Annotated in this window: 11 protein-coding genes and 1 other annotated feature; of the genes, 9 read left to right on the forward strand and 2 right to left on the reverse strand. The window is 39.3% G+C overall.

Annotated elements, in window-relative coordinates:
- Positions 1-116: 116 nt before the first annotated feature.
- The 7 genes from I573_RS06005 to I573_RS06035 all read left to right on the forward strand — a co-directional run bounded on the left by I573_RS06005 (position 117) and on the right by I573_RS06035 (position 7416).
- The gene (locus tag I573_RS06005) at positions 117-779 is read left to right on the forward strand and encodes a redox-sensing transcriptional repressor Rex (RefSeq protein ID WP_016185924.1); all 663 of its coding nucleotides are present in this window, start codon (positions 117-119) and stop codon (positions 777-779) included.
- Between the two features lie 64 nt (positions 780-843).
- The gene (tpx, locus tag I573_RS06010; protein ID WP_016185923.1) at positions 844-1335 is read left to right on the forward strand and encodes a thiol peroxidase; all 492 of its coding nucleotides are present in this window, start codon (positions 844-846) and stop codon (positions 1333-1335) included.
- 32 nt (positions 1336-1367) lie between these two features.
- Positions 1368-1580, forward strand: a binding site (T-box leader).
- Between the two features lie 48 nt (positions 1581-1628).
- Entirely contained in the window at positions 1629-4268 is a 2640-nt protein-coding gene (locus I573_RS06015; protein ID WP_016185922.1) for a valine--tRNA ligase, read from the forward strand.
- 71 nt (positions 4269-4339) lie between these two features.
- On the forward strand, positions 4340-5662 hold the full coding sequence (locus I573_RS06020; protein WP_016185921.1) for a bifunctional folylpolyglutamate synthase/dihydrofolate synthase: 1323 nt from the start codon (positions 4340-4342) through the stop codon (positions 5660-5662).
- Positions 5655-6323: an HAD family hydrolase gene (locus I573_RS06025; RefSeq protein ID WP_016185920.1), complete on the forward strand. Its 669-nt coding sequence runs from the start codon at positions 5655-5657 to the stop codon at positions 6321-6323. Before I573_RS06020 ends, I573_RS06025 begins: the two co-directional genes overlap by 8 nt.
- Positions 6324-6392: 69 nt before the next feature.
- Positions 6393-7058 (forward strand): RadC family protein, encoded by a 666-nt coding sequence (gene radC, locus I573_RS06030; RefSeq protein WP_016185919.1) that lies wholly within the window; start codon positions 6393-6395, stop codon positions 7056-7058.
- A gap of 157 nt (positions 7059-7215) precedes the next feature.
- Complete coding sequence (locus tag I573_RS06035; RefSeq protein WP_016185918.1) at positions 7216-7416, forward strand: cold-shock protein; 201 nt, start codon at positions 7216-7218, stop codon at positions 7414-7416.
- A 46-nt stretch (positions 7417-7462) separates the two neighbouring features.
- Here the strand turns inward: I573_RS06035 and rnjA are convergent, their stop codons facing one another.
- Together rnjA and I573_RS06045 are read right to left on the reverse strand one after the other, a co-directional pair.
- Entirely contained in the window at positions 7463-9148 is a 1686-nt protein-coding gene (rnjA, locus tag I573_RS06040; RefSeq protein ID WP_016185917.1) for a ribonuclease J1, read from the reverse strand.
- Position 9149: 1 nt separating this feature from the next.
- The gene (locus I573_RS06045) at positions 9150-9362 is read right to left on the reverse strand and encodes a DNA-directed RNA polymerase subunit epsilon (RefSeq protein WP_016185916.1); all 213 of its coding nucleotides are present in this window, start codon (positions 9360-9362) and stop codon (positions 9150-9152) included.
- Between the two features lie 338 nt (positions 9363-9700).
- Between I573_RS06045 and I573_RS06050 the strand changes: the two genes are divergently transcribed.
- Positions 9701-11434, forward strand: a complete 1734-nt coding sequence (locus tag I573_RS06050; protein WP_016185915.1) for an ABC transporter ATP-binding protein — start codon at positions 9701-9703, stop codon at positions 11432-11434.
- Positions 11431-13185: an ABC transporter ATP-binding protein gene (locus I573_RS06055; protein ID WP_016185914.1), complete on the forward strand. Its 1755-nt coding sequence runs from the start codon at positions 11431-11433 to the stop codon at positions 13183-13185. Before I573_RS06050 ends, I573_RS06055 begins: the two co-directional genes overlap by 4 nt.
- Positions 13186-13188 lie beyond the last annotated feature (3 nt).

A 13188-nucleotide genomic window follows, 5' to 3' on the forward strand; every position in this document is an offset into this window, starting at 1 on the left:
TTTTAAACTACCTAGTCAGGATAGGACTGGGTAGTTTTTTTATTTCGTGAAAATTTGCACTTTGACTAGAAGCATGATACACTTATATGTGAAAAGATTAACAAGAGGTGAGAGCATTGGGAAAAGAATTACACAAAAAATTGCCAAAAGCGACAGCAAAACGATTACCTTTGTATTTAAGATATTTGAATATGCTCAATGAGTCGGGAATTGGTCGAATCAAATCAAAAGATTTTGCTCAAATCACGCAAATTCCTTCTGCAACGATTCGACGTGACTTTTCTTATGTCGGTGAACTAGGACGCAGTGGTTATGGGTATGATGTTCCTTATTTGGTTGAAGTCTTCACAGACTTATTAGAAAGTGATCAAAAAAAACGGATCGCGTTGATTGGGTTTGGAAATTTAGGAAAGGCTTTGGCAAATAATAATTTCCGACGCAACGAGAATCTACAAATTGTATGTGTATTTGATAACGATCCCAACTTAATTGGTAAAACGATTGCGGGCTATTATGTTCATGGGATGGATGAGTTAAAACAAGTTATTGAAGAAGAGCAAATTACGATTGCGATCTCGACTGTACCAAGCCAATACTCGCAAAATGCGATTGATCAAATCGTAGATGCCGGAATCACAGCGATTTTGAATTTTGCACCAGATCGAGTAAAAGTACCAAAACGAATCCATATTCAATATATTGATTTAACAACAGAGTTACAAACCCTGATTTTCTTTGATTCAATGATGAATCAAAAGGAAAAAGTTAAAGCAGAATGATTGTTTTTTTATCTTTATCTACCGTATACTAAAAGAGTAGAACAAGATAAAGGGAGTGGAATTAATGTACATTACACGTAAAGGGGAGCCCATCGAAGTACCAGGAAAACAACCAGAGGTGAATGAGAAAGCCCCCAATTTTCATCTATATGACATGAATGAACAACTCGTCACACTATCAAGTTTAGCTGGTCAACCAGTAATCATTAGTGTGATTCCAGATATCAACACGCGAGTATGTGCATTACAAACTAAACGCTTTAATGAGGAAGCCAGTCGTTTAGAAGGCATCCACTTTTTAACGCTATCTGTGAATACCAAAGAAGAGCAAGCTGCTTGGTGTGGACAAGAAGGTATCGAAATGACGATGTTGCATGATCCGGAGAAAACATTTGATGAGCAGTATCATTTAATGATGCCAGCTCTTGGTTTATACGCACGTAGCATTTTTGTATTGGATGCAAATGGTGTGATTTGTCATCGTGAAATCGTATCGGAAATGAGTCATGAACCAGATTATGCGAAAGCTTTAATGGTGGCAAAAGACTTAGTCTGATTGACTTTTGATCCGTGCTTGTTGTAAAATGTAGTCAAACAAAGAGCAAGAGGAGTATGTTATCCGTGTGTCTACAGAAAAAAAACCCAAGGCTGAAAGGTTTTTGTCGCACGTAACAGAAGGTAGCTTGTGAGTTATGGCTTTGAACAAAAAGTAGGAGCCATCGTGTCGTGTTCGTTAACACACGTATTAAGAGGCAGAGCATTCTGCAATTTAGGTGGTACCGCGTAATTTACGTCCTAATGTGTTTAACACATTAGGACTTTTTTTATGGAAAAATAAGGAGGAACATTATGACAGACAATCAATTATCAAGTAAGTATCAACCCCAAGATGTCGAACGTGGCCGCTATCAGTCATGGCTAGATCAAGATTTATTTAAACCAAGTGGAGATAAAAAAGCAAAACCCTATTCAATCGTGATCCCACCACCCAACGTAACTGGAAAACTCCATTTAGGTCATGCTTGGGATACTGCATTGCAAGATATGATCATTCGTCAAAAACGAATGCAAGGATTTGATACGCTATGGTTACCTGGTATGGACCATGCTGGAATTGCTACACAAGCAAAAGTAGAAGAAAAATTACGTGAGCAAGGCATCTCTCGTTATGATTTAGGTCGTGAGAAGTTTGTCGATCAAGTATGGGAATGGAAAGAAGAATATGCTGGTCATATTCGTGAGCAATGGTCTAAATTAGGCTTATCTCTTGATTACAGCCGTGAACGCTTTACATTAGATGACGGATTGTCAGAAGCGGTGCGTAAAGTTTTTGTTACTCTGTATGAAAAAGAGTTGATTTATCGTGGGGAATACATTATTAACTGGGATCCTCAAGCACGAACTGCGTTATCCGATATTGAAGTAATCCACAAAGATATCGAAGGTGCGTTTTATCATATGAGCTATCTTTTAGCAGATGGTTCTGGAGAAGTTCAAATTGCGACGACTCGACCAGAAACGCTTTTAGGTGATACAGCTATTGCGGTACATCCAGAAGATACACGCTATCAAGCATTGATTGGAAAACATGTGATCTTACCGTTGATCAATAAAGAAATCCCAATTATCGCCGATGAATATGTCGATATGGAATTTGGAACAGGAGTGGTAAAAATCACACCCGCACATGATCCAAATGACTTTGAGGTAGGGAACCGTCATGATCTTCCACGAGTAAACGTGATGAATGACGATGCGACAATGAATGAGTTGGCAGGACAATACGCAGGGATGGATCGCTTTGCTGCTCGTAAGCAAATCGTTGCGGATTTAGAAGCAGCCGGTCGTTTAGTCAAAATCGAAAAAATGATCCATAGTGTGGGTCACTCAGAACGAACAGGTGTTGTAGTAGAACCACGTTTATCTACACAATGGTTTGTGAAGATGGAGCCTTTGGCAAAACGTGCAATTGAAAATCAAGAAACTGAGGATGCTGTTGACTTTTATCCGCCACGTTTCAATCAAACGTTCTTACGTTGGATGGACAATGTCCATGATTGGGTAATTTCACGTCAATTATGGTGGGGGCATCGTATTCCTGCTTGGTATCATAATGAAACGGGTGAAATCTACGTCGGTATGGAAGCGCCAGAAGATGCTGAAAATTGGCATCAAGATCACGATGTGTTAGATACATGGTTTAGTTCAGCTCTATGGCCTTTTTCAACAATGGGTTGGCCGAATGAAGAGGCAGAAGATTTTAAACGCTACTTCCCAACGAATACACTAGTCACAGGCTATGATATTATTTTCTTCTGGGTAAGCCGTATGATCTTCCAAAGTTTAGAGTTTACAAATGAACGTCCATTTAACAATGTCTTGATTCATGGGTTGATCCGTGATGAACAAGGGCGCAAAATGAGTAAATCACTTGGAAACGGGATCGATCCAATGGAAGTGATCGAACAATACGGTGCAGATGCATTGCGTTGGTTCTTATCAAATGGTTCAGCACCGGGACAAGATGTTCGTTTTAGTTATGAAAAAATGGATGCAGCATGGAACTTCATCAATAAGATTTGGAATGCTTCACGCTTTGTCTTAATGAATTGTGAAGGAAAAACCGTAGCCGACCTTTCGATCGAAGGTGAAAAATCAGTTGCAGATCGCTGGATCTTGTCTCGCTTAAATGAAACGATCGTAAAAGTAACGGATTTATTTGACCGTTTTGAATTTGGTGAAGCCGGACGTCAATTGTATAACTTTATCTGGGATGATTTTTGTGACTGGTACATCGAGATGAGTAAAGAAACGCTATATGGCGAAAATGAACAAGCAAAAGCGATGAACCAAGCCGTATTGGTCTATACATTAGATCAAATCTTACGTCTATTGCATCCGATCATGCCATTTGTAACCGAAGAAATTTGGTCAAAACTACCACACGAAGGGACATCATTAGTTGTAGCAGACTACCCCGTTGCGCATGAAGCATTTGATGATCCAGCTGCGGTAAAAGGAATGGCCGTATTAAGTGATTTGATTCGTGCTGTTCGTAATATTCGTGCCGAGGTGAATACACCGTTATCTAAACCAATCACCTTACTGATTCAAACAGCAGATGAAGAGATCAATACCTTCTTAACTACCAATAAAAATTATATTGAGCGTTTTTGTAATCCTGAAGAATTGGTGATCTCAACAACCTTAGAGGCACCAGAACTAGCGATGTCTGCTGTCTTGACTGGAGCAACGATTTACTTGCCACTTGCTGGATTGATCAATGTGGAAGAAGAAATTGCACGTTTAGAAAAAGAATTAGACAAATGGCAAAAAGAAGTGAAACGTGTACAAGGAAAGCTATCTAATGAGCGCTTTGTATCCAATGCACCTGAAGAAGTCGTAGCACAAGAAAAAGCCAAAGAAGTCGATTATTTAGAAAAACAACAAGCTGTAACCGATCGTATTGCACAGTTACGTAGCTTGTAAGAACGTGTTGAAAAGATGGCAGTGAAAAACTTTCCTGTCATCTTTTTATCTTTTGAAGTGGAGGAGAAAACATGTACACAACGGTAGAAGAAGCAATCGAGTGGATCCATAGTCGAAAAAAATTTGGAGTCCGACCTGGTTTGATGCGCATTGAATCTTTGCTTGAAAAATGCGACCATCCAGAACATCAAATCCCAACAATCCATGTGGCTGGAACGAATGGGAAAGGATCGACGGTGAGTTTTTTACGGTCTTTGTTGGCAGAACAAGGATTGACAGTCGGCATATTTACCTCTCCTTATATCGAACGGTTTCATGAGCGAATCCAAATCGATCAAACGTTTATTTCCGACGAAGCATTGGTAACGATTGTCAATCGGATTTATCCGGTTGTGATGGCCTTAGATGAAGATCCAGAATTAACTGGAATCACAGAATTTGAAATTTTAACGGCATGTGCCTTTCTTTATTTTGCACAAGAAAATGTAGATGTCGCGGTCATCGAAGTTGGCCTAGGTGGATTATACGATTCCACGAACGTGATTACGCCAAAAGTCAGTGTGATCACTACAATCGGACTAGATCATATGGATATTTTAGGCGATACGATCGAAGAGATTGCCCTTCAAAAAGCTGGAATCATTAAGCCTTCTGTTCCGGTAGTCATCGGGAATATAGCCGAACCGGCATTGTCGGTTTTAAAACAAGTCGCAAAAAATAAACAAGCACCGGCAAGTATTTATGATCAGAATTTTCATCCACACTACGAACATGTAGATGCACAGTGGGGCGAATGGTGGACATTTTATAACGAAGCAGGCAGAATTCAAGAGCTATATATCCCGCTGATGGGGCGTCATCAAGTGGAAAATGCGAGTGTGGCTTTGGAAGCCTTTTTGAATTACTGCACACAAATGAATCTGAAACCGCAGCAAAAAGAGATCAGACGTGGATTAAAACAAGCGTACTGGCCAGCACGAATGGAACGACTGCATACAGATCCATTGATTATCGTAGATGGAGCACATAATGAACATGCGATGGCACGTTTAGTTGAGAATATGCAACAAGACTTTAGTCAACGTAAGATTTACGTGTTATTTTCTGCTTTACAAACAAAGCCTGTTACTCAAATGATCGATCAATTGCTTACGATTCCAAATTGTGAGATTTTACTGACGACATTTGATTTTCCAAAAGCCTTAGTACTAAGTGATTCATTATTAAAAAAGGCACCAAAACGGTTATCTTTTGTATCTTTATGGCAAGTAGGTCTTGGAGAGATTCTCGAAAAAATGCAAGAAGATGATGTATTGTTGATTACAGGTTCTTTATATTTTGTGTCAGAAGTTCGCGCGTTTATTTTAACTTTATTGGAGGAAAATAATGGCTAAACTAGAGGTACTTATATTTGATATGGATGGATTATTGATTGATTCAGAACAAGTCTATTATTTAGGAAGTCAAAAAATTGCTGATCAATATGAAATGGCGTATACAAAAGAAACCTATCTAGAAGGTTTGGGATTATCAGATGAAGAGTTATACGCTTGGTATCACAAAATCTACGATGACATCCACGGGGCAGATCTAGTTACACGATTTATTGAAGAAAGTTATGCCTGTTGTTTAGACTTGTTCGAGCAAGGGGAAGGAAAGTTAAAACCTGGTGTGGTAGAAGTCTTGGATTTTTGTGCTCAACATCAGATCAAAACTTGTGTAGCATCGAGTAATACCCGTCCTTTAGTTAAACAATTACTTGAAAAACAAGGGATATTCGAGCGATTCGATGCCGTGTTTACAGCAGATGATGTCGCCAAAGCCAAACCAGATCCAGCTTTATTTATCGCTGCTAAAGAATATTTTCAAACGCAACCACAACACATGCTCGTCTTGGAAGATTCACATAATGGTATTCTAGCTGCCAATCGAGCAGATATTTCAGTGATCATGATTCCTGATTTATTGCCACCAACAGTCGATATGCAAATGGAAGCCGTTCTAGAAAGTCTATCAGATGTTCCTCATTATTTAGTTGAACAAGGATTTATTTAAAAAATAAGTCGCAGTGAGAGGCTGTGACTTGTTTTTTTTTGCGTATATATAAGTAAAAGGAGGCGTATGATGGAACAAGAAGTGAATCTTCCACCTCGTGAACGGTTAGTTTTATATGGAGAAACCCAGTTGCACACAGCAGAATTACTCGCTATTTTATTTCGCAGCGGCAATAAACAATACGATGTAAATCAAATCGTCACGGCATTTATGCTACAATTTCCAACGCTTCATGCCTTACGTACTGCAAATTTAGCTGAATTACAGCAAGTCAATGGGATTGGATTGGTACGAGCAGTCGAGTTAAAGGCAATGATCGAATTAGGACGACGGATCCAAGTGAGTCAACAAACTAAATTTGGAAAAATTACGTCGAGCTTTATGATCGCGCAACAGTTGATGGAGGAGATGCGTGATTTAGCGCAAGAGCATTTACTGTGCTTTTACTTGAATACCAAAAATGAGGTAATGGGAAAAGAAACGATTTTTATTGGATCTTTGAATCAATCGATCGCGCATCCACGAGAAATTTTTAAAGGGGCCGTACGTCATAGTGCCGCTCGAATTTTAATTGCCCATAATCATCCCAGTGGCGACCCCAAACCATCAGAACAAGACTATGAATTTACGAAACGCGTGAAAAAGTGTGGATTCTTAATGGGAATCGAGTTACTAGATCACATTGTCGTAGGACACCAACAGTATGTTAGTTTAAAAGAAGAAGGCGTTATCTAGGGAGAATCTCTGAAATTCTATTGCAAAAAATCAAATACACGTGTAATATACTAGGTGTAATTTGTTTGAAAAGATTTTGAAGCAAAGGTTGTCAGGCCTCTGTCTTACACGAGCAATTTACGATAATTTAATGCTTTTGCATGAGGAGGTTATTTACATGGAACAAGGTACAGTAAAATGGTTTAATGCAGAAAAAGGTTTTGGATTTATCACGCGTGAAGACGGTAGCGATGTATTCGTTCACTTTTCAGCAATCCAAACAGACGGATTTAAAACACTTGAAGAAGGTCAAACTGTAACATTTGACGTTGAAGAATCAGATCGTGGTCCTCAAGCTGCAAACGTTACTAAAGCATAGATCATTGTAGCAAAAAAGCTCATTTCATTATGAAATGAGCTTTTTTTTATGCAGTTAATTCATCTGGTGTCATAATCATCCCTAAAATCATTGGATGACGTTCGGTTTGTTCAAATAAGAACGGCTGCAAGGCAGAAGCCATGGCTTCTTTTAATTTATGTTCTGTACAATCAGTTTGACGCAAAGCTTCACGTAAAGCGCGGAATAAAATCGTCTGTCCTTCATTGATCATTTCGCCGGATTCACGCATGTAGACAAATCCTCGTGACAAGATCTCTGGTCCGGCCAAAATTTCTTTTTTCGCGATATCGACAGTTGCAACAGCTAACACTAAACCTTCTTCAGAAAGAATACGACGGTCACGTAACACGACATTCCCGATATCGCCGATTCCATTACCATCCACATAGACATCACTGGCGTTAAAATGACCAGCAAGACGGGCGCTATCTGCAGTTAAGGCTAACATATCCCCATTTTCCATAATGAAGCAGTTTTCTTTTGGCACACCAGTTGCTTGAGCTAACTTGGTATGGATCTTCAACATTCTAAACTCACCATGAACAGGCATAAAGAATTTTGGTTTCATCAACCGTAACATTAATTTTTGTTCTTCTTGGCCACCGTGACCTGAAGTATGGATATTGTTTAGTTTTCCATGGATCACATGTGCGCCAGCTTCTAGCAATAAGTTGATCAGATGATTGACACTTGTTGTATTTCCTGGAATTGGAGAACTTGAAAAGATGACAGTATCATCCGGGTGAATCTGAATTTGACGGTGGGTTCCGTTGGCAATTCGACTAAGGGCAGCCATTGGTTCACCTTGAGATCCGGTACATAAAATCATGGTTTCATTTGCAGGTAAACGATTGAGTTCGTGGGCATCAACAAACGTCCCTTTCGGCACATTGATATAGCCTAAACGTTGGCCATTCACGATTGCATTTTCCATACTGCGTCCAAAAACAGCGATTTTTCTTCCCGTTGCGACAGCCGCATCGGCCGCTTGTTGCAAGCGGAAGATATTGGAAGCAAAACTAGCAAAAATAATTCGGCCTTCTACTTTTTCAAAAATTTTCACAATCGAAGAACCAATTGTTTTCTCAGATTTTGTAAATGTCGGAATCTCAGCGTTGGTGCTATCGGATAGCAGACAAAGCACGCCTTCTTCACCGATTCGAGCCATTTTGTGTAAATTCGCTGGCTCGCCTACTGGTGTAAAATCAAATTTAAAGTCACCAGTCGCCACGATATTTCCAGAAGGTGTTTTGACAACTACACCTAAGGCATCAGGGATACTATGTGTCGTTCTAAAGAAACTAACAGATGTTTTTCTAAAACGGATCACGGTATCTTCATTGATTTCATGCAGTGTCGCATCACGCAACAATCCATGCTCATCTAGTTTATTGGTAATTAATGCCAAAGCTAGTGGTCCAGCATAGATCGGAATGTTGGCTTGACGTAAAAGGAAAGGGATCCCACCGATATGGTCTTCGTGACCATGGGTGATCACTAACCCTTTTACTTTTTGGATATTTTGTACGATATAACTATAATCAGAAATAACATAATCGATTCCTAATAATTCATCTTCTGGAAATTTGATTCCAGCATCGATAATGATAATTTCATCTTGAAATTGAACCCCATAGCAGTTCTTACCAATCTCACCTAGTCCACCGATACCAAATACGCCAGTCTCATTATTTTTTAGTGAGACTTTCATCTTAAAACTCCTTAAGTTGGAAATCAGTGTTTTCTTTTTCGTATTCTAAATGGTTGCCATCTAGTAGTTGTACGAATTCGATGTTATATGGGGTATTTTCTTCAACAAGTTGACGTGCGATTACGTCAGATTCTGCTTCGATGTAGAGCGTTTGTGTTTGCTCTCTTTTTGGGTTTCTTTCTTTTGTTTCTTGATAATAAACTTTATAAATCATAATATAAACTCCTTTATCTGCGTCATGCAGTTGTTTAATTGGGGACAGTGTTTAGTCAACACAAAATAAGGTCAAAGGGACCTGGATTTTTAAACGATATACTCATACCAAACACGGATGTCTAGTCTAAGAGAAAGCCTTGTCTACGCCTTCAAATTGTCTGCTAAATCTGTTCAACCGGATACTAGGATAATTTTATCCTATACGTATCCATATTTTAGCATAAAAAGAAAAATAAGTATAGAAAGCAACCAAACTCTTTGGTCTAGCTCAAAGTTTTCTTTCAAAATTTACTATGATATAGTAAGGAAGAATGATTAAAAAGGAGGGAACGATAAGTGAAAGTTATGTGGCGTTACACAAAAGCATATAAAGGATTGCTGTTTTTGAATCTTATTTGTGCGTTTGGTTTTATTTTGATTGAACTTGGATTGCCAACATTGCTCGCGCAAATGATCGATGTCGGGTTACGACAAAATGATTTTGCGTATGTCCAAAAAATGGGATGGTGGATGTTGGGAATTGTTATTTTAGGTGTTGCGATGAATATTGGACTGGGGATTTCGACAGCTAGAATTACCTCGAATATCACTGCCGATATCCGAAATGAATTGTTTGAAAAGACGCAAACTTATTCACATTATGAATATGAACGGTTTGGCGTATCGTCATTGATTACACGTGTGACAAACGATGCCTATCAAATTATGCTCTTCTTACAAAGTACCTTAAGAATGGGATTGGTCACACCGATTATGTTTGTGTCCAGTTTAGTGTTGGTCTTTCGAACAAGTGCCTCTCTTGGATGGTATGTGTTTGGGGCGTTACCTTTCTTACTTGTAGGAATCGTCATCATTGCAAAGATCTCTGATCCGTTATCCGTAAAACAACAAAAGAACTTAGATAAACTAAATGGTTCCTTGCGTGAAACACTTTCTGGTTTACGTGTTATTCGCGCTTTTGTGAATGAATCCTTTGAAGAAAAACGCTTTGAAGACATTAACCGCGACTATACACAAAGTTCTAAAAAGTTATTTCGAATCATGGCGATTACTCAACCTGCCTTTTTCTTTTTATTCAATACGGTTATGGTATTGATCATTTGGCAAGGAAGTATCCAAATCAATGCCGGTGATCTTGAAGTCGGAAATTTGATCGCGTTTATTGAATATATTTTCCACGCATTGTTCTCATTTATGCTATTTGCGACTGTATTTATGATGTATCCTCGTGCAGCCGTTTCAGCTGGACGTATCGAGGAAGCCTTAGAAGCCAATCCAACGATTCAAAGTCCTGAAAATGGTATTACCACGACGACAACGAAAGGAGAGATCGCATTTGAACGGGTGACGTTTGCTTATCCAGGAGATAGTGAGTCACCTGTGATTCGAGATGTCTCGTTTGAAGCCCATCCCGGTCAGACCGTGGCGTTTATTGGAAGTACAGGAAGTGGGAAATCGACGCTGATTCAATTGCTACCACGTTTCTTTGATCCGACACACGGTAAAGTGAAAATCGATGGCTATGAGACTGCTGAATATGACTTAGCGCATTTGCGTCAAAAAATCGGCTATATTCCACAAAAAGCCTTATTGTTTACCGGAACGATTGCTGAAAACTTACGTTATGGAAAAGAAGAGGCAACCGATGAAGAGATTTATCGCGCATTAGACATCGCACAAGCAACGGAGTTTATTTCGCGTTTACCGGAAGGAATTGATACGAAGATTTCAGAAGGCGGATCGAATCTATCTGGAGGACAAAAACAACGTTTAGCCATTGCCAGAGCCGTGATTCGTCAACCAGAGATCTATATCTTTGACGATAGTTTTTCAGCTCTAGATTACAAAACGGATGCTGCTTTACGTGAAGCATTAAAACCAGTTACGACACAAGCGACTGTCTTGATCGTCGCCCAACGCGTTGGAACGATTCGTCAAGCAGATAAAATTGTGGTATTAAACGAAGGAAACGTAGTAGGAGAAGGCACCCATGAAGAATTATTAGAGACGTGTGCCATCTATTACGATATTGCATCCTCACAATTAACAGAGGAGGAGTTACGTAAATGAGACAGATAAAAGCATTATTTCGGATCGCAGAGTATCTGAAACCTTATAAGATTCGATTTGGTTTTGTATTGTTGTTAACCATTGCCAGCTCAGCGTTTAATGGGATCTTACCTTATGTAATTGGCTTGCCGACGACTAAAATCGCACAAGATCTTACAAAAGGCAACCCAGTTGATTTTGGGTATATCAAACAGACACTAGTCTGGATTTTGCTTGTCGGGTTTTCTTATGGGATTTGCCAATTGCTTGCCGGTGTGATGATGACCAATGTTGTACAATCCGCTATGCGCGATTTACGTCATGATATCGAACAAAAAATCAATCGCTTGCCTATGTCTTATTTTGATAGTCAAAAACAAGGAGATATTTTGTCTCGCGTCACAAATGACGTAGATGCCTTAAGTGGTGCGATGCAACAAGCATTGATTGGGATCTTTTCAGCGATCTTAAGCATTATTTTTGCTGTAGCGTTGATGTTTTACATCAATGTCTTTATGGCATTAGTGAGCTTGATCATGATTCCAGTATCGTATTTTATTTCTCAGTATATCGTCAAAAAGTCACAGATTTACTTCAATCGGATGCAAAACTCACTAGGAACCATGAATGGGTTCGTTCAAGAAAATATGACAGGTTTTAGTGTACTTAAAATGTATGGTCGTGAACAACAAACGGTTGAAGAATTTCATGAAGTCAATGGGAAATTGCGTCAATTCGGCTTTAAAGCCACTGTCATTTCAGGATTGATGATGCCATTTGTACAGTTGACATCCTATTTGACCTATGTCGTTATGGCTGTGTTGGGCATGTATTATGTGATTGCTGGTGTCTTAGTAGTGGGACAATTACAAGCCTTTATTCAATACATTTGGCAAGTCAGTCAACCTTTAGGCAATATCACACAGCTATCGGCATTGTTACAAAGTGCTTCGGCGGCGTCAAAACGGGTATTTAGTTTCTTAGATGAAGAAGAAGAGACGATCATTGGTGAAGATCAACAGTTACCAGAGCCTGTTACAGGAACCGTTAGTTTTGAAAATGTTTCGTTTTCATACCATCCAGATAAACCATTGATCAAGAATTTCAACCTTGAAGTAAAAGCTGGACAAACAGTGGCGATCGTAGGACCAACAGGTGCCGGGAAAACAACCTTGATCAATTTATTGATGCGTTTTTACGACGTGAATTCAGGTGCAATTAAAATCGATGGGGTCGATACTAAAACTGTATCCAGACAAGCTGTTAGACAACAATTTGGGATGGTCTTACAAGATGCATGGCTTTATGAAGGAACGATCGCAGACAATATCCGTTTTGGTCGTTTAGATGCATCTGATTATGAAATTGTCGATGCAGCAAAAGCCGCCAATGTAGATCATTTCATTCGAACGATGCCAAATGGCTATGAGATGGTGATCAATGCGGAAGGTGAGAATGTCTCATTAGGACAAAAACAGTTATTGACGATTGCCCGAGCGATTTTGGCGGATCCTAAAATTTTGATTTTAGATGAAGCGACAAGTTCTGTCGATACACGATTGGAACAATTGATTCAAAAAGCTATGGAAAAAATCATGACAGGACGCACAAGTTTTGTCATCGCCCATCGATTATCTACGATTCGTGAAGCCGATCTGATTTTAGTACTTGACCAAGGGTCGATCGTAGAACAAGGGACACATGAAAGTTTACTGGCATCAGGTGGATTTTATAGTAAATTATACAATAGTCAATTTGCAGAAGAATTGTAGAAA

This window comes from Enterococcus sulfureus ATCC 49903 (genome assembly GCF_000407605.1).
Classification (GTDB): Bacteria; Bacillota; Bacilli; order Lactobacillales; family Enterococcaceae; genus Enterococcus_G; species Enterococcus_G sulfureus.